This window comes from Kitasatospora sp. NPDC057015, from assembly GCF_042673745.1.
Taxonomy (GTDB): Bacteria; Actinomycetota; Actinomycetes; order Streptomycetales; family Streptomycetaceae; genus Kitasatospora.
The window spans coordinates 1-21,391 of the sequence record NZ_JBHUSG010000067.1 but is presented as its reverse complement, the minus strand read 5'-3'; the positions used below and the strand labels follow the sequence as shown (position 1 = coordinate 21,391).

18 protein-coding genes are annotated in these 21,391 nt (G+C 75.1%); 12 read left to right on the top strand and 6 right to left on the bottom strand.

Annotated features, from left to right (window positions below; translation table 11 throughout):
- The first annotated feature begins 127 nt into the window (after nucleotides 1–127).
- The 3 genes from ACFTWP_RS37870 (at nucleotide 128) to nhaA (ending at nucleotide 5,009) form a co-directional block, all read left to right on the top strand.
- Nucleotides 128–1,375, top strand: a complete 1,248-nt coding sequence (locus tag ACFTWP_RS37870; protein ID WP_380269672.1) for an aromatic acid exporter family protein — start codon at nucleotides 128–130, stop codon at nucleotides 1,373–1,375.
- Between the two features lie 263 nt (nucleotides 1,376–1,638).
- Nucleotides 1,639–2,886, top strand: a complete 1,248-nt coding sequence (locus ACFTWP_RS37865) for a GntR family transcriptional regulator (RefSeq protein ID WP_380269671.1) — start codon at nucleotides 1,639–1,641, stop codon at nucleotides 2,884–2,886.
- 209 nt (nucleotides 2,887–3,095) lie between these two features.
- Nucleotides 3,096–5,009: a Na+/H+ antiporter NhaA gene (nhaA, locus tag ACFTWP_RS37860; RefSeq protein ID WP_380269670.1), complete on the top strand. Its 1,914-nt coding sequence runs from the start codon at nucleotides 3,096–3,098 to the stop codon at nucleotides 5,007–5,009.
- Between the two features lie 57 nt (nucleotides 5,010–5,066).
- Here the strand turns inward: nhaA and ACFTWP_RS37855 are convergent, their stop codons facing one another.
- Entirely contained in the window at nucleotides 5,067–5,240 is a 174-nt protein-coding gene (locus ACFTWP_RS37855; protein ID WP_380269669.1) for a CsbD family protein, read from the bottom strand.
- A gap of 701 nt (nucleotides 5,241–5,941) precedes the next feature.
- Between ACFTWP_RS37855 and ACFTWP_RS37850 the strand changes: the two genes are divergently transcribed.
- The 5 genes from ACFTWP_RS37850 to ACFTWP_RS37830 all read left to right on the top strand — a co-directional run bounded on the left by ACFTWP_RS37850 (nucleotide 5,942) and on the right by ACFTWP_RS37830 (nucleotide 12,084).
- Complete coding sequence (locus tag ACFTWP_RS37850; protein WP_380269668.1) at nucleotides 5,942–6,748, top strand: alpha/beta fold hydrolase; 807 nt, start codon at nucleotides 5,942–5,944, stop codon at nucleotides 6,746–6,748.
- Nucleotides 6,749–7,026: 278 nt separating this feature from the next.
- Nucleotides 7,027–7,494: a hypothetical protein gene (locus ACFTWP_RS37845; protein ID WP_380269667.1), complete on the top strand. Its 468-nt coding sequence runs from the start codon at nucleotides 7,027–7,029 to the stop codon at nucleotides 7,492–7,494.
- 289 nt (nucleotides 7,495–7,783) lie between these two features.
- Nucleotides 7,784–9,013: a mechanosensitive ion channel family protein gene (locus tag ACFTWP_RS37840; RefSeq protein ID WP_380269666.1), complete on the top strand. Its 1,230-nt coding sequence runs from the start codon at nucleotides 7,784–7,786 to the stop codon at nucleotides 9,011–9,013.
- Between the two features lie 231 nt (nucleotides 9,014–9,244).
- Nucleotides 9,245–9,607: a DUF6296 family protein gene (locus tag ACFTWP_RS37835; RefSeq protein WP_380269664.1), complete on the top strand. Its 363-nt coding sequence runs from the start codon at nucleotides 9,245–9,247 to the stop codon at nucleotides 9,605–9,607.
- Between the two features lie 113 nt (nucleotides 9,608–9,720).
- Nucleotides 9,721–12,084, top strand: a complete 2,364-nt coding sequence (locus ACFTWP_RS37830) for a SpoIIE family protein phosphatase (protein ID WP_380269663.1) — start codon at nucleotides 9,721–9,723, stop codon at nucleotides 12,082–12,084.
- Between the two features lie 411 nt (nucleotides 12,085–12,495).
- Here the strand turns inward: ACFTWP_RS37830 and ACFTWP_RS37825 are convergent, their stop codons facing one another.
- The 4 genes from ACFTWP_RS37825 to ACFTWP_RS37810 all read right to left on the bottom strand — a co-directional run bounded on the left by ACFTWP_RS37825 (nucleotide 12,496) and on the right by ACFTWP_RS37810 (nucleotide 15,939).
- Nucleotides 12,496–13,983: a bifunctional phosphatase PAP2/diacylglycerol kinase family protein gene (locus ACFTWP_RS37825; RefSeq protein ID WP_380269662.1), complete on the bottom strand. Its 1,488-nt coding sequence runs from the start codon at nucleotides 13,981–13,983 to the stop codon at nucleotides 12,496–12,498.
- 137 nt (nucleotides 13,984–14,120) lie between these two features.
- The gene (locus ACFTWP_RS37820) at nucleotides 14,121–14,837 is read right to left on the bottom strand and encodes a hypothetical protein (RefSeq protein ID WP_380269661.1); all 717 of its coding nucleotides are present in this window, start codon (nucleotides 14,835–14,837) and stop codon (nucleotides 14,121–14,123) included.
- 301 nt (nucleotides 14,838–15,138) lie between these two features.
- The gene (locus ACFTWP_RS37815) at nucleotides 15,139–15,504 is read right to left on the bottom strand and encodes an MmcQ/YjbR family DNA-binding protein (RefSeq protein ID WP_380269660.1); all 366 of its coding nucleotides are present in this window, start codon (nucleotides 15,502–15,504) and stop codon (nucleotides 15,139–15,141) included.
- A 6-nt stretch (nucleotides 15,505–15,510) separates the two neighbouring features.
- Nucleotides 15,511–15,939, bottom strand: a complete 429-nt coding sequence (locus tag ACFTWP_RS37810) for a VOC family protein (RefSeq protein WP_380269659.1) — start codon at nucleotides 15,937–15,939, stop codon at nucleotides 15,511–15,513.
- Between the two features lie 213 nt (nucleotides 15,940–16,152).
- Between ACFTWP_RS37810 and ACFTWP_RS37805 the strand changes: the two genes are divergently transcribed.
- The 4 genes from ACFTWP_RS37805 to ACFTWP_RS37790 all read left to right on the top strand — a co-directional run bounded on the left by ACFTWP_RS37805 (nucleotide 16,153) and on the right by ACFTWP_RS37790 (nucleotide 21,090).
- A complete protein-coding gene (locus tag ACFTWP_RS37805) occupies nucleotides 16,153–16,692 on the top strand; it encodes a GNAT family N-acetyltransferase (protein WP_380269657.1) in 540 nt (179 codons plus the stop codon).
- A gap of 14 nt (nucleotides 16,693–16,706) precedes the next feature.
- Nucleotides 16,707–17,681 carry a ribokinase gene (locus tag ACFTWP_RS37800; protein WP_380269655.1) on the top strand — a complete coding sequence of 325 codons (975 nt, stop codon included), beginning with the start codon at nucleotides 16,707–16,709 and terminating at the stop codon, nucleotides 17,679–17,681.
- A 145-nt stretch (nucleotides 17,682–17,826) separates the two neighbouring features.
- Nucleotides 17,827–18,546 carry an alpha/beta fold hydrolase gene (locus ACFTWP_RS37795; protein ID WP_380269654.1) on the top strand — a complete coding sequence of 240 codons (720 nt, stop codon included), beginning with the start codon at nucleotides 17,827–17,829 and terminating at the stop codon, nucleotides 18,544–18,546.
- A 279-nt stretch (nucleotides 18,547–18,825) separates the two neighbouring features.
- Nucleotides 18,826–21,090 (top strand): MMPL family transporter, encoded by a 2,265-nt coding sequence (locus tag ACFTWP_RS37790; protein ID WP_380269653.1) that lies wholly within the window; start codon nucleotides 18,826–18,828, stop codon nucleotides 21,088–21,090.
- A 79-nt stretch (nucleotides 21,091–21,169) separates the two neighbouring features.
- Here the strand turns inward: ACFTWP_RS37790 and ACFTWP_RS37785 are convergent.
- Nucleotides 21,170–21,391: substrate-binding domain-containing protein (locus ACFTWP_RS37785; RefSeq protein WP_380269652.1), on the bottom strand; the 222-nt coding region annotated here is incomplete at its 5' end.

Genomic DNA, 21,391 nt, shown 5'->3' with positions numbered 1-21,391 from the left:
CCCCGGGGGCGGGCCGGGGCGGCCCGGCGCGGTCGGCGCGGCCCCGGACCCATCCCTCTTTGTGGGCATCCCGGTGAGGAATGCCACATCTCCGGTGCGCCGGCCACCGGCTGGGAAGAAGGAAGGAATGTTCGCTGATCGTGGTTCCGTGACCGCCTTCCTGAGGAGCCGGCTGAAGGACCCGGTGGTGGTTCTGACGGTGCGTGCGACGGTGGCGTCGACGCTGGCCTACGCCGTCGCGCTGCAGCTGAGCAGCGAGCCGGCGCCGTTGACCGCTCCGCTGACCGCGCTGCTGGTCGTCCAGGTGACCCTCTACTCCACGCTGACCACCAGCATCCGCCGGGTGAACTCGGTGGTGGTCGGAGTCCTGATCGCGATCGGGTTCAGCTCCGTGATGGGCCTGTCCTGGTGGAGTCTGGGCCTGATCATCCTGGCCTCCCTGACGATCGGGCAGTTCGTCCGGGTCGACGAGTTCGTGAACGAGGTCGCGATCAGCGCGATGCTGGTCCTGGGCGTGACCCGGCTGGCCACCCAGGCCTGGGACCGGGTGCTGGAGACGCTGATCGGCGCGGGGGTGGGGCTGCTCTTCAACCTGGTCTTCGCCCCGCCGGTCTGGGTGGACACGGCCGGCGAGTCCATCGAGGACCTCGCGCGCCGGGCCCGCCACCTGCTGCTGCGGATCGGCGAGGAGCTGGGCGCCCCGACGCCGGTGGAGCGGGCCGCCGCCCGGCTGCACGAGGCCCGCCGGCTCGACCAGGCGATCGCCGACGTGGACGCGGCGCTGCGGCAGGCGGAGGACAGCCTCCGCCTCAACCCGAGGATCTCGGAGGGCACGCTGTCCCGGCTCGTGCTGCGCACCGGCCTGGACACGCTGGAGATCTGCGTGGTCGTGGTGCGGGTGCTCGCCCGCTCGCTCACCGATCTGGCGAAGCGTCGCGGCGAGGACGAGCGGCTCTTCGAGCCGGAGGTGGCGGTGGCGCTGGAGGAGCTGCTCGCCCACATCGGCGGCGCGCTGGTGAGCTTCGCCGTCCTGGTGTCGACGCAGGTCAGCCGGAACGCGGAGGAGGCGGAGGAGCGGCTGACCGCCGAGCTGTCGGCGGCCTGGGCCAGCCGTGAACGGGTCGCGCAGATGCTGCTGAGGCGCGTCCAGCTGCACCCGGAGGCCTGGCAGTTGCACGGCTCGCTGCTGGCCGAGATCGACCGCATCCTGGACGAACTGGACCTGGAGCACCGCGGCCGGCGCCTGATGGAGGAGCTTGACCGGGCCTCGGTGGCGAACCGCGACCGCTTCACCCGACTGGGCCGCCTGCGGGGGTTCGTCCGCGGTGAGCGCTGGTCGCGGGCGGTACGGACGGTGCGGACGGGCGGGGAGTGAGCGGGGCGGGCGCTCGCCGGGACCGCCGGTGCGGCCGGCCCGGGGCCGTCCGTGCCCGTCCTGTCCGGCGGGGCCCGCAGGGGGGCCGGCCCACCGGTCGGAACGCTACAGTTGCCCCGGGTCGGGCGGCTCGCCCCGGTTCGGGCAGCGGCATATGACGCTTCGACGGATCTTCCAATTGGTCCAGACCAATGCTCTATGCTGACGGAGCGCAGTCAATCACTCGCACTGCGTAGAAGCCACCGGTGGGGAGGCGCTCTGCCATGCTCGAAACATCCGAAGTCCACGGCACGTCCGGCAAGAACCGATACCAGGTCATCGCCCGGCACCTGCGGGCCGACATCCGGAGCGGCCGGATCCCGGCCGGCGCGCGACTGCCCGCCGAGCGGGCCCTCGCGGCCGACTGGAACGTCAACCGCCAGACCGTCCGGGCCGCCCTGCGGGTACTGCGCGAGGACGGCCTGGTGGAGAGCCACCCCACCGGGACGTACGCCAGCACCGGCGTGACCGCCCCGCCCAGCCCCCCGGAGCTGCCCTTCCCCGGCTCGATGGTCGCCTCCCACGAGGACGTGGTGACCGTCTTCCGCACCCACTTCGCCACCCCGGCCGGGGACGTGGCCGCCGTCCTCGGCATCCCGCCGGACGAACCGGCCCTCGCGCACCAGCAACGCGTGCACGACGTCGAAGGCCACCTCCTGCAGGACTCCCGCTCGCACTTCGCCCCCGAGCTGATCGCCGAACTGCCCGAGCTGGAGCGGGCGGCCGGCACCGGCCAGCAGAGCGACCTCACCGGCCTCTACGGCTGGATGCTCGGCGCCGGCCTGCGCCTGACCCGCTACGACCGGATCAACGTCGCGCCGGACCACGGCGACGTGCCGCACCTCGCCGTCCGCCGGGTGGTGCACGACCACATCGGCCGCCCGCTGGCCGTCACCGACTTCCGGGTGGTCGCCGCCCACGCCGAACTGGAGTACCGCACCTCGCCGCTGGACGTCCTGCAGGGCGACCCGCGGTCCGTCCCCCCGGTCCGCGCCGCCGACGCGCTCGCCCCGCTGCGCCTCACCGGACAGGAGCGGGCGGCGCTGCTCGCCTGGCTGCAGCCGGGTGCCCGCACCGAGGCGCTGGCCCAGCGCGCCAGGATCGTGCTCGCCTGCGACGACGCCGCGGCCGGCGGCGTCCCGGTGGCCGCCAGCGCGGTGGCCCGCCGGCTCCACTCCTCGAAGGCGGCGGTGGAGGAGTGGCACGGCCGCTTCCTGGAGAACCGCGTCGAGGGCCTGCTCCCCAGGCGCGGCCGCGGCCGCCCCCGCAGTGTGACGGACGCCCAGGTCGCCGACGTGCTGGCCAGGACCAGGTACGACACCCCGCCCGACGCCCCCCGCTGGACGAAGCAGCTGATGGCGGCCCAGGCGGGTCTGTCGGCCTCCACGATCAGCCGGATCTGGCGGGCGCACGGCGTCAGCCCCGCCGCCGGGGCCGGTGAGGCTCCCGTCCGGCGGGCCGCCGCCGGCTAGCCGGACGGCTCCGGCACGCGGGGACGGCACGCGGGGACGGCATGGGGACGCCCGTCCGGGCCCGCGGGGGCGTCCGCCGACCCGCGCCACGGCGGACGGTCGGGCGCTTTCCCCGGCGGCCTGGGTAGGGTGGCCCGGCTCACGCTCGTCGGACGGGGCGCCAGCCCGGTCCTCGGCAGTCCGCACCGATGCATGGAGACACACACCGCATGGCACCCTCGGACGACTCCTCCCTCTCCGGCCAGAGCATCGGCGAGAGCGAGGGCGAAGCGCGGACCGCCCGGTGGGAGTTCATGCGGACCGAGGCGGGCAGCGCGGCCGTCCTGCTGCTGGCCACGATCGCCGCGCTGCTCTGGGCCAACGCGGGCCCCGGATCGTACGCGTCCTTCTGGGAGACCGACCTCTCCGTCGAGCTCGACGGGCACGGCGTCTCGCTGGACCTGCGGGAGTGGGTGAACAGCGGACTGATGACGCTGTTCTTCTTCGTCGTGGGGCTGGAGGCGCGCCGCGAGTTCGACATGGGCGAACTGCGCGAGCGCCGGCACCTCACACTGCCGCTGCTGGCCGGCATCAGCGGCATGGTCGTGCCGGTGGCGATCTACCTCGCCGTCAACGCCGGACAGTCGTCCACGCACGGCTGGGGTGCGGCGATGTCCACCGACACGGCCTTCGCGCTCGGCATGCTCGCCCTGCTCGGCAGCCGGTTCCCCGGGCGGCTGCGCACCTTCATCCTCACCGTGGCCGTGGTCGACGACTTCGTCGCGCTCGGCGTGATCGCCGTCTTCTACAGCGAGCGGATCGTCGTGCCGGCGCTGCTGGTCGCGGTCGGGATGCTCCTCCTCGTCCTGCTGCTGCGGGCCAGGGGCCTGCACAGCGGCCCGGTCTACGCGCTGCTCGGCGCGGTGGCCTGGGTGGCGCTGCTGAAGTCCGGGGTGGACCCGGTGGTCATCGGGCTGCTGCTGGGGCTGCTGACCCTGGCCTACCCGGCGAGTCGGGACGACCTGGAGCGCGCCAGCGGCCTGTTCCGGTCCTTCCGGGAGCAGCCCACGCCCGAGCTGGAGCGCTCGGCCCGCCGGGGGATCGCCTCGGCGATCTCGCCGAACGAGCGGCTGCAACGGGCCTTCCACCCGTGGAGCAGCTACGTGATCGTCCCGCTGTTCGCCCTGGCCAACGCGGGCATCACGCTCGACGGCGACCTGCTGGCGCGGGCCGCGACCTCGCCGGTCACGATCGGCATCCTGCTGGGCTACCTGCTCGGCAAGCCGGCCGGCATCCTCGGGGTCGCCTGGCTGACCACCCGGATGAGCGGCGGCCGCACCCGCCCGCCGATCGGCTGGGGCGCCGTCGCGGGGGGCGGCACCATCGCCGGCGTCGGCTTCACCGTCTCCCTGCTGATCGCCACACTGGCCTTCGACGGGGACCAGCTGGAGGAGGCCAAGGCCGGTGTGCTGGCCGCCGTGGTCTGCGCCTTCGTCGCGACCTGGCTGATCTCCTGGGTGATCGGCCGCCTCCCGCAGCCACTGCGGGCCCGCGCCCTGCTCGGCACCGCCGAGGGGATCGTCGACCTGGCCACCCCGGTTGACCTGGCCCGCGACCACATCCGCGGTCCCTTCGACGCCCCGGTGACCGTGGTGGAGTACGGGGACTTCGAATGCCCGTACTGCGGCCAGGCGGAGTCGGTGGTCCGGGAGCTGCTCGCGGACTTCGGCGACGTCCGCTACGTCTGGCGGCACCTGCCGCTCACCGACGTCCACCCGCGTGCTCAGCTCGCCGCGGAGGCCTCCGAGGCGGCGGCCGAACTGGGGGCCTTCTGGCCCATGCGGGACCTCCTGTTCGAACGCCAGGAGGCCCTGCAGCCGCGCGACCTGCTGGGCTACGCCAGGGAGCTCGGCCTGGACGACGAACGCTTCCGGGCGGCCCTGCGCAGTCAGCGGGCCGCCGCGCGGGTCGCCCGGGACGTGGAGTCCGCCGATCTGAGCGGGGTCTCCGGGACGCCCACCTTCTTCATCAACGGCCGCCGCCACCACGGCGCCTACGACATCGCCACGCTGTCCGCCGCCGTCCGGGCGGCCAAGGACCGCACCACGGCGCGACGGGGCCGCAGCCGCCGCGACGACGGATGACCGGGCGCACCGCGGCGGCGGGAGGCCGGACCCGGCCTGCCCGCCGCCGCACCCGGATCAGTGCTTGCCGGCGTCCTTGACCTTCTCGGCGGCCTGCTTGAGGTCGCTCTTGATCTGGGTGCCCTTGCCCTCGGCCTTCAGACCGGGGTCGTCGGTGGCCTTCCCGACGGCCTCTTTGGCCTTGCCGCCGGCCTTCTCGGCGAGGTTCTCGGCCTTGTCCTTGATACCCATGGCTGCTCCTCTCGACGGGCGGCGGACCGCGGCGACCCGCCTGCCCGAGGGGCGCCTACCCGATTTGTCCCATCCCACGCGCCCCGGCCGTCACGGAGCTGCCGGGCCACCCGGGGCGGATCCGCCGGGCGGCCGGGGCTCCGGCCACCGCCGGATCCGCCGGCCCCGGACCTCAGGGCGTCGGCTGCGGCGGTGGTGCCGGGTCCGGGTCGGGCCTCGGCGGGACGGGCTGCGGGAAGGGGTTCGGCCCGTCCGGCCCGGGCAGCGGGTCGGGGTCGGGGAACGGCCCGGTGTCCGGGCCCGGAGGAACGGGAATGATCATCGCGGCTGTCTCCTGACCTTCGGGGCCGCCCGGCGGCACCGGCTCGTCGGTCCGGCCCACCTGCCGAGGAGCGCGGCATCGCACGCTCCGTCGGCTCCGACCCTGCGAACGGCTCTACCAGGCGCCTACCCAGCCCTCCGGGGTACCTAACGGACTCCGCGAGCCGGCGAGCCGCCCACACCGCCCCGCCCCACCGCCCCCGGGACGGGCCGGACCACCCGCCCGCGGGGCCCGCTGCGCCGTCCGGCCCGTCCCGGCATGCGGATCCCCTCCCGCCCCGGTTGACTGCCGACAGGGCCCGCGGCCGCCCACCCCCGTGCGAGTACCGGGGCCGGTCGAGGCGCGGGCGACGGCAGGAGCGGCGAGGAAGGGACGGGAGATGGGCGTGACGGGCGGGGACTTCGACTGGGACGTCCGCAGGTCGGGTCCGGCCGACGCGGAGCACCGGGTGCTGCTGCTGCCCGGGGCCCTGTGCACGGCGGCGTTCTACCAGGACGTGATGGCGCAGCCCAGCCTGGCCGGCGTCTCCCTGGTGGCGGTGACCCTGCCGGGCTTCGGCCGGACCGCGGCCCCGGCGGACCTCTCGGTCGAGAACTACGCCCGCTTGCTGGGCGACCTCGCCGCGGAGCTGGGCTGCGACCTGGTGGCCGGCCACAGCCTGGGGGCGAACGTGGCGATCGAGATGGTGCTCTCCGGCCGGTTCGCCGGGCCCGTGCTGCTGCTCGACCCGAGCTTCTCCCGCGAGGACGAGTCGAAGGACCTGGCGGGGCTGGACCGCCTCGGGCGGATTCCCGGCCTCGGCACCCCGATCTGGGCGGTCACGCTGAAGCTCCTCCCGCGATCGATGAAGGGCGAGTTCCACCCCGACCGGGCCGACGCGCTGCTGGCGGTGATGAGCGGCAACGCCCCGGGCTTCTCCCGGCGGCTGATCCGGCGGTACTTCGACTACCTGGACGGCCAAGGCTCGCTGGCGGCCCGCCTGGTCGGTTCGGGCGCCCGGGCCTGGGTCGTCCGCGGCGACCGCACCGACATCGGGCTGACCGCCGACGAGCGGCGCGCGCTGGAGGCCGGCCCGGAGATCGCCCTGGTCGTCGTCCCCGACTCCGGCCACATGGTGATCACCGATCAGCCCGCCCGGGTCGCGGAACTCGTCCTCGCCATGCTGCCCCCGACCCCCGGGCCCTGACGGCGGGCGACGGCCGACTCGGTGGCGGCTCCGCCCGGACACGAGGACCAGGATGCCGGGCGCGCAGGCCGCCGGGGCGTCTACGCGGCATCGACCCTTCGGTTGGCGGTCACGACCGCCGTTCCGCCGGCCGCGTGCGCACGTGGCCGGGGGATGATAGGGCAGCCCTCGGGCATGCCTACAACCAGGAACGGGGACCGTTGGGCATCGATTCGGAACAGCAAGACCCGAGGCAGGGGATGAGCGGGTGGCCCATCACGCGCCTGCGGGAATTCACCATGGCCGCTGACGACCGGCGGCAGCTCGAAGCAGTTCGCGTCGTCGCGCAGCAACACGCCTATGGCTACTCCGATCAGCCGCGGGAAGTCCGCCGGCAGTGGGCCGCGCTCTCACTGCTGGCGAATCGGCGTATGCACGGTGACGGCTCAGGCGATTCGACTCGCGAGGTCACGCAGGACTTCATGCTCCGAACGTGGGTCATCCGCCACCTCGGGCGGGACGACACGGATCCCGACTGGAGTCCCGAGAGGTTGGCTGTCGACACACTCGCCACGCTGTCGCTCGCACCGTCGGAGGCCGAAACGCTGGCCGCCGACTGGCGCGGGCTTCCCACCGAGCGGATCCGCGAGCTGCGACGACACAAGAACCTGACCGCCCATCTGGACGATCTCGTCGGTTACCTTCAGCCCGGCCCGATACGGAGTCAGCTTCTCCGCTGGATCGAGACCCGCGGGTCGCTGCCCTGATCCGCCGCCGGTGATCGGACGCCAGGTCAGCCCACACGGGATCACGTGTGTCCACCGTCCTAGCCGCTGAACGCCCGCACGGGGCGGATCACCGTCAGCGGTCCGGCAGTGGCGGGGGAGTCCGGATCCGGTGACCGCCGGAGGTTTGGCGCCCGGCAGTGGGGCAGACGGTGGGGTGCGGCCGCCGCCCGATCCCCCGGTGCGGCCGATCGCCTAGACACGGCCCAGGCCCCGGGTCCCCGCCCGGGGCCTGGCGGCTGTGCCGAGGGAGACAGGAGGAGGCTGACCCGTGCAGATCTGGAGCATAGTGCGCCCGCTGGCCGTGGTGATCGCGGTCCTGGTGGTGATCCTGGGGCTGGACCGGCTGATCGACCGGCTGCTCGGGCGGCTCTCCGACAGACGCCCGGGCTCCGTCCTGTGGCCGCTGCTGCGGCGCTGCCGGGCGCCGTTCCTGGCCGCGGCGGTCGCCTTCCTGCTGCTCACCGGCGAGCCCGCGATGCGCCTGCCTGAGGGCGTACGCCCGGCCGCGCGGCACGGTCTGCTGCTGGCCGTCCTGGTGACCTGCGGCTGGCTGGCGGCGCGGGTGGTCTCGCTGGTGATCGACACCGGCCTGCGCAGCTACGCCACCGACCGGCGGGACCCGGCCCGGATCCGGCGGGTCAGGACTCAGGCCGGCCTGATGGGCCGGATCTGTGACGCGGGCATCGCGGTGGTCACCCTGGCCGCGGTGCTGATGACCTTCCCCGCCGTCCGGGCGGTGGGGACGAGCCTGCTCGCCTCGGCGGGCCTGGTGGGGCTGGTGGTCGGCGTCGCCGCCCAGAGCACGCTGGCCAACCTCTTCGCCGGGATCCAGCTGGCCTTCGGCGACCAGGTGCGGATCGGGGACGTCGTGGTCGTCTCGGGCGAGTGGGGCACCGTCGAGGAGATCACCCTCACCGCCGTGGTGATCGCCACCTGGGACCAGCGGCGGATCGTCATGCCGGTCTCCCACTTCGCCGGGAAGCCCTTCGAGAACTGGTCCCGCGGCGGCTCCGGGATCACCGGCACCGCGATCCTCCACCTGGACCACAGCACCCCGCTCGCCGAGCTCCGCGAGGAGTTCGGCCGCCGGCTCGCGGGGAACGAGCGCTGGGACGGCGAGGGCTGGGCGCTCCAGGTGGTGGACACCACGCCCAGCACCCTCGTGGTGCGGCTCCTGATGACCGCGCGCAGCGGTGAGGACGCCTTCGAGCTGCGCTGCTGGGCCAGGGAGGAACTGATCGGGTACCTGCGCGAGCAGCACCCGCACGCCCTGCCCAAGGTCGCCCTGGCCGCGGCCGCGGGGCCCGGGGGCGAGCGCCCGGAGCGGGCCGGCCACGGGCCCTCCGCGGTGATCCGAGAAGCCTTCGCCGAAGCCGCCGGCGGCAGTGGCAGCGGCAGCAGCAGTGGAAGCGGCGGCGGCCACGAGACCACCGGCCGCGTCGGCCCGCCCCGCGCGGAGCGCGCCGGCGGCGGGGCCGGACCCGGTGCCGCCCGCTGACGGCCCGCCCAGAGCCCGCTGTCGGGACGGTGTCGGGACGGTGGCGCCCCCGACGGCGCGGCCCGACGGTGCGGCCCGGCGGCACCCCGCTGCGCAGCCCGGAGCGCAAATCGGCGGATTTCCCCACCGACACCCGCATGTCCGCGCCGATCGGGGGTAGGCGGGGCCCGCAGCGGCCCCTGCGGGAGCGGGGCGCCCGCGGTCCGTCCGGCTTCACCCCGAGGAGACCAGTTGAGCAACCACCGGTATGACGACGACCGCTTCGAACTCGTATTCGCGACGCCCACGTCCGGCGGGACACCGGACGTGGTGGTGGTCCGCCGGAGCACCCGCAGGGGAGCGGGCGGGCACCCCGTCTACCTGGACACCACCGGGATCGTCTGCGCGGAGATAAGCGACCGCGGAGAGGCCCGGATGCTGGCCACCGGACCGCACCAGCTGCCCGCGCCGCCCGTCCGGGTCCGCCGGATCGCCCCGACCGCCCCGCAGCAGGGTCCGGGCCGGGAGCACGCCCGCCGGCAGGCCGCGGAGCCCGCCCGACCGGCCCTCCGGGAGACCCCCGCGAACCTCCCGGAGGTCGCGGCGACCCGGTGAGTCCGGGTCGCCGGCCACGCAGCGTGCCCGGCGACCCGCCCCGGTCACACCGTGCTGTCTGCCGCGAAGCATCGGATGATGGGGGTATCCGGTGCGGAGTGAGGTGGGAGCGTATGCGGGGTGCGGACGGTTACCAGTCGCCTTTCGCCGCCGAGAGCACCGCCGGAGCCCTGGTGGACGCGGCGGACGGCACGGTGCTGGGCTGGACCGCGGCGGCCCGGGACATGCTGGGCATCGACGCCGCCGAGGTGTGCGGGCGACCGGCCCGCGACCTCCTGGCCGACCCCTCGCAGTGGCCCGCCGTGCTCGCCCAGCGCGACGGCCCCGCCTGGATCGGGCGCGCCACGCTCCGGCACGGCGACCTGGGCGAACTGGAGGTCGACTTCCGGGTGCTGCCGCTGGACGACGGCGGCCTGCCGGGCGGCCAACCCCTGCCGGGCGCGGGCCCGGCCGGCGCCCGGCGCATGATCGTGCTCGGCGCGCCGACCTCCCTGGTCACCAAGTGGCGCCAGGACCACGCCTTCACCCAGGAACTCTTCCTCCAGAACCGGATCGGCCTGGCCGTCTTCGACGACGACCTGCGGCTGCTGCGCACCAACTCGCACCTGCTGCCGTACGGCGGGGTGCCCGAGGACCTGACCGGCTTCCGGATGGAGGACCTCCTGCAGCCGGAGGACGCCCACTCGATCAACGAGCACCTGCGGGACGTGCTCCGCACCGGGGTGCCGCGCTTCGGGCTGGAGACCCGGGTACGGACCCTCGACGACTTCGGGGACGGACGGGTGATGATGTTCACCGCCTTCCGCCTCCAGGAGTCCGGCCAACCGCCGCTCGGCGTCACCATCGCCTTCACCGACATGACCGACTTCGACCGCGCCCGGCGCCGGCTGGAGGTGCTGCACCGCTCGACCGTGGCGCTCGGCGGTTCGCTCTCCGTCACCCGGATCACCGAGGACCTGGCCGGCGTCCTGGTGCCCTCGCTCGCCGACGCCGCCGCGATCGACATCACCACCGCCGTGCTCTCCGGGGAGGAACCCGCCCCTGAACACGACCGGCCCGGCGCGCTGCGCCGTACCGCCACCGCCGGCGACGTTCCCGGCCCGCCCGGGGCGGACGCCGGCCCGCAGGCCCGGGCCCCGATCAGCGCCCCGCTGCGGGCCGGGGGCGGCCACCTCGGCACGGTCACCGTCTGGCGCGGGCCGCAGCGCCCGCCGTTCGACGAGGAGAACCGCTCGCTGCTGCAGGAGATCGCCAGCCGCGCCGCGCTGGCCGTCGACAACGCCCGCCGCTACACCCGCGAGCACCGCGCCGCCGTCAGCCTCCAGCGCAGCCTCCTCCCACCGGCCGCGAGCGACACCGTGGCGGCCCAGACCGACAGCATCTACCTGCCCACCGACGCCGCCAGCGGGGTCGGCGGCGACTGGTTCGACGTCATCCCGCTCTCCTCCGCCCGGGTCGCCTTCGTGGTCGGCGACGTGGTCGGCCACGGCCTCCAGGCCACCGCCACGATGGGGCGCCTGCGGACCGCCGTCCGGGCGCTCGCCGACCTCGACGTCGACCCCGAGGAACTCCTCCTGCACCTCGACGACCTGGTCTCCCAGCTCACCGTCGAGGCCCTCGGCGACCCGGACGAGCCGGAGGATCCGGACCGCCGGGAGCACAGCCCGCCCGAGGCGGTCGGCGCGACCTGCCTGTACGCCGTCTACGACCCGGTCTCGCGCACCTGCGTGCTGGCCAGCGCCGGACATCCGCCGCCCGCCGTGGCCCGCCCGGACGGCAGCGTCGAGTACGTCGAGCTGAACCCGGGCCCGCCGCTGGGAGTGGGCGGCCTGCCGTTCGAGCCCGTCGAGTTCCAGGTGGAGCGCGGCAGCGTCCTGGCGCTGTTCACCGACGGCCTGGTCGACGGCGGCGGCGCCGACCTGGACGAGGGGATGGCCGACCTGCGTACCCGGCTGCTCAAGGCGGACGTGCTGCGCCGCCCGCTCAAGGACGTCGGCCGGGACGTCACGGCCGGGCTCGCCCCGGGCCGGCTGCCGGACGACGTCACCCTGCTGCTCGCCCGGACCCGCACGGTGGAGCCGCAGGACACCGCGAGCTGGCAGCTGGCGGCCGACCCGCAGGAGGTCGCCCGGGCCCGGCAGCTGGTCGCCGGGCAGCTGGCCCGCTGGGGGCTGGACGAGATGGTGTTCGCGACCGAGCTGGTGGTGAGCGAGCTGGTCACCAACGCCGTCCGGTACGCGGGCGGGCCCGTGGGGCTGCGGCTGATCCGGGCCGGCGTGCTGATCTGCGAGGTGTCGGACCCGAGCAGCACGCAGCCCCGGATGCGCCGGGCACTGGCCACCGAGGAGGGCGGCCGCGGCCTGTTCCTGGTCGCCCAGGTCTCCAGCCGCTGGGGCAGCCGCTACACGCGCTCGGGCAAGACGATCTGGTCCGAGCAGCCGTTCCCGGAGGAGCCGGCGCCCGGCAGGGCGCTCTGACGCCGCCTCGGCCGGTGCGCGCCGTCGCCCGACCCGCCGGCGGACCGCATGGCGACCAGTACCTCACCGGCCCCGCCACCGACGCCGGCTCCGGCCCCGACCACGTCGACCTCCCCGTCACCCCGCAGGTCCCCGGTCCGGTGCTCGTGCAGCGGGCGGAACTCGCCTGCACCGGTGCGGCGCAGCGCACCTGCACCTGGCGGGTGCGCCGTCGTCAGGACCTGAGGTCGGGGTCGGAGCCCGGGCCGGGGGGGGGGCCCCCCCGCGCGGGGGGCCCCGGCCCGGCGACCGGGGGGCCCCCCCCCGCCGGGGGCCCCCCCCGGCGCCCCGCGGCCCGGAGGGGGCGCCCCGGGGGCGGGGGGGGGCGCCGCCGTCCCCCGGGGCCCCCCCCCGGCCCGGTCCGGCCGTCGCTCACACCGGCTCGGGGTCCGCCGGCCGGTAGACGGTGAGCCCGGCCCGGGACTTGGCCAGCCGCAGGCTGCCGCGGGCCGGTACCGACTCGCCGTCCACCGAGATCCGCCGGGCCGTCCCGAGCGAGGTCACCTCCAGTGCGGAGAGCCGGGCGGCCCGGTAGACCCGCGAGCTGCCGAGCGTGCCGGAGAGGAAGGCGCCGGCCAGTCTGGTCCGGGCGAACGGGCTGCTGCCGTCCACCGTGCGGACGTCCAGCAGTCCGTCGGCGAGCCCGGTCCGGTTGGTGGGTGCGAAGCCGGGCGGGTCGTAGGCGCCGTTTCCGGCGAACAGCAGCCAGAGCCGCCGGGGGACGCCGGAGACCTCGACCTCGACCGGCTCGGCCGTCGCGAGGACGCGCACGACCGAGACCGCGAGGGCCGGCCACTTGCCCAGTCGTCCCTCCAACTTCTCGCGCAGTCGCACCAGTTCGGGGTAGACGCCGAGACTGAAGGTGTTCACGAAGACCCGTTGGCGGGCGTCGTCGGCGGCCAGTCCGAGATCCACCGCGCAGGCGTGGCCGCCCTCCACCGCGCCGGCGGTCGCCGCCAGCGAGCCGATGCCCAGGTCGAGCGCGAAGTGATTGAGGGTGCCGCCGGGGAAGACCGCCAGCGGCAGGCCGCGGGCGGCTGCCACCGAGGCGGCCAGGTTGACCGTCCCGTCGCCGCCGCACACCCCGAGCGCGCCGCCCCGCCCGGCCGCGTCGTCGGCGGCCGAGGCCAGCAGTAGCGCCAGATCGTCATCCGGCTCGAAGAGCCGGATGTCCGCCTCCGGCAGCAGCGCGCGCAGCTCCTCGGCGGACGACCCCGGGCCGTCCGTCCCGTCCCCGCCGCCCGAACCGGGGTTGACGACGACGCAGAGCCCCGCGCCGCCCGGCAGCGCGGGGACGGCCACCCGGGCCGGCGCGGCGGGGACGGTGGCCGGCACCCGGCGGGGCCACCAGCGCAGCGTGAGCGCGGCCGCCCCGGCGCCGAGCGCGACCCCGGCCAGCACGTCCCCCGGATAGTGCGCGCCCACGTACACCCTGGACGCCGCCACGGCGCCCGCCACCGGGGCGACCACGGCGCCCAGCAGCGGCGATTCGAGTGCCACGCCGACGGCGAAGGCCGCCGCCGAGGCGGAGTGGCCGGAGGGGAAGGAGGTGGTGAACGGCTGCCGGACGAGCCGCCGGGCCAGCGGTACCTGCTCCAGGCGCGGGCGCGGACGCCGGGTCAGGTGCTTGCCCGCCACGTTCGCCACGGCGGAGGCGACGGCCAGCGCGCCGATGCCCCGCAGCGCGGCCCGCCGGCCCGTCCGGCCGCCGAACGCGGCCAGTCCGGCGGCCGTGGCCTGCCAGAGCACCCCGTGGTTGGCCGCCCTGCTCAGCCGGGGCAGCGTGGTGTGCAACCCGGGCAGCCGGGCCCGTGCCACCCGGTCGAACAGAGCACGGTCGATGTCGTCCAAGGTCCCCATGGCCGGAGGCTACCCCGGATCCCCGCAGGCAGGCCTGACGACATCCGGCCGCCCGGGCCGGCCCGCGGGCACGGTCCGCGCGAGCCCCGCGGGGACGGCCCGTGTGAGTCCGGCGACCCCCGCGGGAACGCGACGGCTTACTTGAGGAAGTGCAGGCAGAGCGTGAACTTCTCGGAGCCCTGCTCCTCGGTGTAGTAGCCGTCGGCGTCGGGGTAGCCCTCGCAGGCGCTGTCCCCGTTCGCGGTGTCGGACACCTTGCCCACGATCCGGGCGTCGGCGTCCGGGTCGGAGCAGGAGAGCACCACGACGTCCGGGTGGGTGTCGTCCACCCCGGCGATCATCACGTTCTTGTTGTGCACGCAGTCGCCGACTGACGCGTACGACGGGTCCCGCTGGGCCTGGAAGACGATCAGGCCGATCGCGACGAGGGGGATGAGCAGGCCGAGGATCGCCGGGCGCCGGTACAGCGGCTTGCCCGGGTCGGCAGGCTGGCCGGGGGCCCCGGGGATCGGCTCGCCGAGCTTGTTGATCTTGGCGCGCTGCGGCAGGTTGGCCAGCATCGTGATCGGGTTGATCACCGCGGAGGCGATGCCCCACCAGCCCTGCCACAGGCTCCGCTCCGTCATCAGGCGGTGGGTCGCCACGCCGCAGGGGCGGCAGAACGGGCCCCGGACCTTGAGGAACTTCATGATGACCAGGAACCCCTGGTGGCCCCGGATGGTGGCCTCCACGGCGGGGGCGGAGCCGCAGAACCGGCAGAACGGGCCGGCGAAGGCCCCGGGGGCCGCGGCGTCCGCGGGCGCGCCGGCGGGCTGGTCGGTGACGGGGGGCGCCTGGAAGGGCGGAGTGGACAACGTGATCCTTCGGGTGGTCCGGCACGGGCCGGCGGAAGCGGTGAAGCCGCAACCTATCGGCACCGGGGGCTGCTCCGAAAGAGTGATCCACTTGTTCGGTCGGATGGACATCCAACCGTGACCGAAGCCGCCCCGGGCAGGCAGCGGACGGTCCGTCAGCCCGCGAACGGCCGGCCGACAGCATGCGCACCCCGGGTGTCGCCGGCTCCGTGCGGGCCGCGCGTGACCCGTCGACACCCCGGACCGCCGGGCCGTCACTCCGGGCCGGGGTGACGGCCCGGAGCGCGGTCGGGCCCCGCCCTCACCCCGGTTCGTTGAGCCCGGCCCGGAGCCGGGCCGGGGCCGTGAGGCGGTAGGCGTCCAGCAGCAGGTCGGCCAGGTGCGGCCAGTCGACCGGGCCGTCCAGGTACACGCCGACCCAGCCCCGGTGGCCGACGTACGGCGGGCGGAAGAACCGTTCGGGGTCGCCGGCCACCAGGTGCTCCTGCACTCCGGCGGGGGCGGCCGTCCAACAGGCGGTGCGGTCGTCGTGGTGGTGGTCGGCGAAGGTGGCGAACATCCGCTTCCCACCGGCGAACCAGCTCGGCTCGCCGTGGCTCTCGCGCTCCTCGCACCCGGGCAGGGCCAGGCACAGCTCCCGCAGCCGCTCCAGCGCGGTCGTCGGCACGGCCGGTCAGCCCGGGTGCGGCGGGGACTTGCGCGGTTCACCGCGGTAGGTGCCGAAGGACCAGTGGTTGCCCTCCGGGTCGCGGGCGGCGAAGTCGCGGCTGCCGTAGTCGGTCGGATGGAGTCCCATGGTGATCTCGGCGCCCGCCGCGACGGCCCGGGCGTGCACGGCGTCCGGGTCCGAGGTCACCACGTACGCGCCGAAGTGCCCCGGCAACAGGGGCCAGTTGTCCTCCTCGTCGGACGGCCGGGCGGAGCCGAGCATCACGCCGCCGCCCTCCGGCCAGCTGAGCTGCGCGTGCTCGACGCGCTCGCCCTCGCCGTAGACGACGGTCTCCTCGAAGCCGAACGCGTCGACCAGGAAGCGGATCAGGGCGCGGGCGTCGCGCGCCCGCAGTGAGGGCCACACCTGCGGTGCGGGGGTCAGGTCGGTCATGGGGGCTGGACCTCCAGTCGGTTCCGTCCAGTCTCCCGCCGGGCCGCCGCACCCGTCGGCGACGGTCCGTGGCCCGCGGCCCGCCTCACCCGGGTGGCCGCGCGGGCCGATCCCGGCCGAGGCCGGCCCGATCCCGGTCCCGGTCCCGGTCCGCCGGCGGGGGCACCGGAAATTCCCGGGCAAGATCGTCCAGAGCCGGTGATAATGGCCGGCATGACTGCCCGCACCCTTCTCCCCTCGGCCTGGACGGTCGCGCCGGCCACCGTCTCCTCCCCGGCGGCGGAGGCCCTCCTGCGCGACTACTTCATCGAGGTCAGCGACCGGTACTACCTGCTCCACGAGGGCCGGGTCTCGACCCCCACCGAGATCGAGGAGGGCCTGGCCGGCTCCCCGAGCGACGACCTGGCCGCGCCCACCGGCCTGTTCCTGGTGGGCTGTCACGCCGGTGAGCCGCAGGCCTGCGCGGGGCTGCGGGTGCGCGACGCCCGCACGGTCGAGCTGACCCGGGTGTACATCCGGCCCGCCGTGCGCGGGACGGGCGGCGGCGCCCGCCTGCTGGCCGCCGTGGACGAGGCGGCCCGCGGCCTCGGCGCGGAGCGGATCGTCCTCGACACCAGGCTCGACCTGGTCGAGGCCCGGGCCCTGTACGTCCGGCACGGCTACTGCGAGATCCCCGCCTACGCCGACACCGGCCCGTACGCGGAGATCTGGTACGGCAAGGACCTGTCGCCCGCGCCGCCGACCGGCGCCTGAGCGCGGCGGTGGCCGTGGACGAGCCCGGCCCGGGACCGGACCTGCTGGTGGTGGGCTCCGCCAACGCCGACCTGGTGGCCCGGGTGGAGCGGCTGCCCGGGGCGGGCGAGACCGTGCACGGTACGGAGGTGCGGACCCATCCCGGTGGCAAGGGCGCCAACCAGGCCGCGGCCGCCGCCCGGCTCGGCGCCCGCGTCGCGTTGCTGGCGCGGGTGGGGGCGGACGAGCACGGCGCGTTCCTGCTGGCGGCGCAGCGGGCGGCGGGGGTGGACACCGCCCACGTGCTGACCGGCGGCGCGCCGACCGGACTCGCGCTGATCACGGTCGGGCCCGGCGGCGAGAACACCATCGTGGTCTCGGCGGGCGCCAACGCGCTGCTGTCAGTGGCCGACGTACGGGCCGCCGCCGAGCTGCTGTCCGCCGCGCCCGTGGTGTCCCTGCAACTGGAGATCCCGCTGGCGAGCGTGGTCGAGGTGGTCCGCACGGTCGGCCCCGGCACCCGGGTGGTGCTCAACCCGTCGCCGCTCGCGCCCCTGCCGGCCGAGGTGCTGACGGCCTGCGACCCGCTGGTGGTCAACGAGCACGAGGCCCGCCGCCTGCTCGCGGGTGCGGCCGGTGACGCGGGCGAGGCGGGGGACGTCCGGGAGGCCCGCGGGGACGGGGGCCCGGGTGCGGCCGGCGAGGCCCCGGAGGACCGGGCCCGGGCGCTGCTGGCCCTGGGGCCGCGGTCGGTGGTGGTGACGCTCGGATCACGCGGGGCGGTCGTGGCGGACGCGCACGGCGTGCTGCGGGTGCCGAGCCCGGTGGTCGAGGCGGTCGACACCACCGGAGCCGGTGACGCCTTCACGGGCGCCCTGGCCTGGCGCCTGGGCGCCGGCGACGACCTGGCGACCGCGGCGCGGCTGGCCGTGCGGGTGGGCGCGGCCACCGTCACCCGTCGCGGGGCGCAGAGTTCCTTCCCCGGCCCCGACGAGCTGGCCGGGTTCTGACCGCGGCCCGGTCACCGATCCGTCCGAACGGCAGCCGGTCCGTCCGGTTGCCGTTCGCCCGGCGGTCCGTTCGTCCACCGACTCGACCCGCCCGGTCCGGGCGCGTGGTGTTCCCGGGTCGGCCCGGCGCGGGTACGTTGCGCACATGACCGATGACTGCGAGATCGTGCTCGGTGACGTCCGCCTCGCCCACCGGGTGTCGGGAGACCCCGCCGACCGTCCGCTGGTGCTGCTGCACGCCCTCGGTGCGGACGCGGCGGACTGGGAGTGCGTCCGGCCCGTGTTCGAGCGCCGCCGGCGGGTGTACGCGCTGGACCTGCGCGGTCACGGCCGCAGCGCCCACCCGGGTGCGTACTCGCTCGAACTCATGCGGGACGACGTGCTCGCGTTCCTGGCTGCGCTGGGGCCGGAGCCGGTGGACCTGGTGGGGCACTCCACGGGTGGCGTGGTGGCGTACCTGGTCGCGGCGCAGCGCCCGGAGCTGGTGCGCAGGCTGGTCCTGGAGGACGTCCCCGCACCGTTGCCCCGCAAGCCGGGAGAGCTGGTCAGGCCGGCCGGGCCGCTGACGTACGACTGGGCGGTGGTCCCGGCGGTCAGGCGCCAGCTGGACGAGCCCGATCCGGCGTGGCTCGCGGCGCTCGGCCGGATCGAGGCGCCCACCCTGGTGGTGGCCGGCGGTTCGCGCAGCCATGTGCCGCAGGACGGCGTCGCCGAGCTGGCCCGGCTCGTTCCGGACTGCCGGATCGTCACCATCCCGGTCGGACACCTGGTGCACGCCGCGGGGCCGGAGGAGTTCGCGGTGGTGGTGTCGGACTTCCTGACCTCGGGCGACGCCGGGTCGCCCCGGGCCGCCGGACGGGGCTGACGGACTGCCGGGGCGGGGCCGCCGGGCTACCGGACGGGGCTGACGGACTGCCGGCGGCCGGGCCCGGGCTGGGCACCCGCCGCCCCGCGCTCGTCGTTCGGCCGAACGGAGGCCCGGGGTCGGCCATTCGCGTGCTCCGGTGCCCGATTGCCGTGCGCGGACGGTGTCTGGACGGGCGGCGCGGTCGGCGGGTCCCTACGCTCGGGCCGGGAGCCGCCTGCCGCCGCCCGGCGGAGACCACGGTTCCGGCCGTCACCGCCAGCGAGCCCGGGAGTCCGCATGACCGCACCACGAGGCCGGGCCGCGCAGACCCCGGGGGCGAGCGCCGCCCGACCGAAGGGGCTGCGGGCTCTCGGTGAGTGGTGCGCGCGGCACTTCGTGGTCGTCATGGTGCTGTGGCTGGTCGCCCTGGGCGGACTGCACGCCCTGCAGAACACGATCGGCGGCACCTACTCCGACGACTTCACCCTGCCCGGCACGCAGTCCGACACCGGCCTCGACGTGCTGAAGATGTACGAACCCGCGGCCGGCGGCTTCAGCTCGCCGATCGTCCTGCACGACGACCAGCCGCTGACCTCATTCCAGAGCCAGGTCGGCCAGGCGGTCACCGCGCTGCAGCAGCTGCCGCAGGTGCTCTCGGTGACCAACCCGCTCCCGGCCACCCCGCCGCCGCAGGGGAGCCAGCCCCCCGCCACCTCCCCGGTGTCGACCGACGGCATGACCGCGTACATCACCGTGCGGTTCGCCAGCAGCCCGAGCTCGCTCGGACAGGAGTACCTCGACGGCGTCGACGCGGCGGTCGAGCCGCTGCGCGCGGCCGGCGTCGAGGTCGAGTACGGCGGCTCACTCGGGGAGCTGGCCCGGCCCGAGACCAAGGACCTGATCAGCGAGGCGATCGGCTTCGCGGTCGCGGTCATCGTCCTGATCATCGGCTTCGGGAGCATCATCGCCGCCGGGATGCCGCTGGTCACCGCCCTGATCGCGGTGATCGTCGGGCTGAGCTGCCTCAGCCTGCTGGCCAAGGCACTGACCTTCGCCACCGTCTCACCCACCCTGGCGACCATGATCGGCCTGGGGGTGGGCATCGACTACTCGCTCTTCCTGATCACCCGGCACCGCCAGCGGCTGATCGACGGCGAGGATCCGGCGACCGCCGCCGGCCACGCGGTCTCCACCAGCGGCCGGGCCGTCCTGGTCTCCGGCTGCACCGTGATCGTGGCGCTGGCCGGGCTGTACGTCTCGCGGGTCACCTTCATCGGCAACCTGGGGATCGCGGCGGCGGTCACCGTGATCACCGCCGTGCTCGGCGCGCTGACCCTGACGCCGGCGTTCCTGGGCCTGGCCGGCCGGAACATCGACCGGTTCCACCTGCGCAAGCCCATCGCGGAGACCGAGAGCGGCCCCGACGAGCAGGCCACCGGCCCCTGGCACAGCTACGCGCAACGGGTCGAGCGCAGGCCCTGGTGGTTCATGGGCTTCGGGGTGGTGGTGATCGGGATCCTGGCGATCCCGCTGTTCTCCATCCAGCTCGGCCACATCGACGACGGCGCCGACCCGACCACCTTCACCGACCGGCGCGCCTTCGACCTGATCAGCGACGCGTTCGGTCCGGGCACCAACGGCCCGCTCACCGTGGTGATCGACCAGAGCACGGTGCCTGCCGCCGACCGCGCGACCCTGGCCGCGACCGCGCAGAGCACCCTGAACGGGGTGCCCGGCGCGGCCACCGTGGGGCCGCTCAACCCCACCAGCGACGGGAACGCGCTGGTCGGTACCGTCATCCCGACCACCCGCCCGCAGGACCGGGCCACCACCGACCTGGTCAACAACCTCAAGGACGACGTGCTGCCGCAGGCCGTGGCCGGCACCACCGCCTCGGGGTACGTCACCGGTACCACCGCCGCCCAGGTGGACTTCCTGGACATCGTGGCGGCCCGGCTGCCGCTGATCATCGCCACCGTGGTCGGGCTGGCGTTCATCATCATCCTGATCGTGTTCCGCGGCGTGCTGATCGCCGTCAAGGCCGCCGTGCTCAACCTGCTGTCGATCGCGGCCTCCTACGGCGTGGTGGTCGCGGTCTTCCAGTGGGGCTGGGGCGGCGAGGCCCTGGGAGTGTCGGGCACGGTGCCGATCGAGAGCTACGTGCCGATGATGATGTTCGCCATCGTCTTCGGCCTGAGCATGGACTACGAAGTGTTCCTGCTCGCCCGGGTGCGCGAGGCCTGGCTGCGCACCAATGACAGCAAGGGCGCCGTGGCGCACGCCTTGGAGATCACCGCCCGGGTGATCTCCTGCGCCGCCCTGATCATGGTGAGCGTCTTCGCGGCCTTCCTGATCAGCGACAACATCGTGGTGAAGATGCTGGGTCTGGGCCTGGCGGTGAGCGTGCTGATCGACGCGACGATCGTGCGGCTGCTGCTGGTGCCGGCCGTCCTCACCCTGCTCGGTGCGCACGCCTGGTGGATTCCCGGCTGGCTGGACCGGATCCTGCCGCACCTGGACACCGAGGGCGAGGAGGAGCCGGCCGCCCCCGGCCCGGCCTGACGCCCCGGCAGGGGGTGCTCCGGCCGGTCGGGGGCGTCGGGTGGGTGGTGGGTCGGCGGTGGTGGACCGCGCTGCGGGATCAGGTGCGCCGGGCGGTCGACTCCCTGACCGCGAGGGTGTAGCCGGGCTGGATCCGCTCGGGCTGCAGACCGGGCGCCCCGGCCAGCCGGCCCAGCACCCGCTGGACGGCGAGTCTGGCGATGGCCTGTTTGTCGGGTGAGACGGTGGTGAGGGCGACGGGTGAGAAGCGGCCTTCTTCGATGTCGTCGAAGCCGACGACGGAGATGTCGTGGGGTACGCG

Bases quoted from the DNA above. Each gene is read 5' to 3' on its own strand.
- ACFTWP_RS37870 (WP_380269672.1), top strand. From the start codon at position 128: ATGTTCGCTGATCGTGGTTCCGTGACCGCCTTCCTGAGGAGCCGGCTG.
- ACFTWP_RS37865 (WP_380269671.1), top strand. From the start codon at position 1,639: ATGCTCGAAACATCCGAAGTCCACGGCACGTCCGGCAAGAACCGATAC.
- nhaA (WP_380269670.1), top strand. From the start codon at position 3,096: ATGGCACCCTCGGACGACTCCTCCCTCTCCGGCCAGAGCATCGGCGAG.
- ACFTWP_RS37855 (WP_380269669.1), bottom strand. From the start codon at position 5,240: ATGGGTATCAAGGACAAGGCCGAGAACCTCGCCGAGAAGGCCGGCGGC.
- ACFTWP_RS37850 (WP_380269668.1), top strand. From the start codon at position 5,942: ATGGGCGTGACGGGCGGGGACTTCGACTGGGACGTCCGCAGGTCGGGT.
- ACFTWP_RS37845 (WP_380269667.1), top strand. From the start codon at position 7,027: ATGGCCGCTGACGACCGGCGGCAGCTCGAAGCAGTTCGCGTCGTCGCG.
- ACFTWP_RS37830 (WP_380269663.1), top strand. From the start codon at position 9,721: ATGCGGGGTGCGGACGGTTACCAGTCGCCTTTCGCCGCCGAGAGCACC.
- ACFTWP_RS37825 (WP_380269662.1), bottom strand. From the start codon at position 13,983: ATGGGGACCTTGGACGACATCGACCGTGCTCTGTTCGACCGGGTGGCA.
- ACFTWP_RS37810 (WP_380269659.1), bottom strand. From the start codon at position 15,939: ATGACCGACCTGACCCCCGCACCGCAGGTGTGGCCCTCACTGCGGGCG.
- ACFTWP_RS37805 (WP_380269657.1), top strand. From the start codon at position 16,153: ATGACTGCCCGCACCCTTCTCCCCTCGGCCTGGACGGTCGCGCCGGCC.
- ACFTWP_RS37795 (WP_380269654.1), top strand. From the start codon at position 17,827: ATGACCGATGACTGCGAGATCGTGCTCGGTGACGTCCGCCTCGCCCAC.
- ACFTWP_RS37790 (WP_380269653.1), top strand. From the start codon at position 18,826: ATGACCGCACCACGAGGCCGGGCCGCGCAGACCCCGGGGGCGAGCGCC.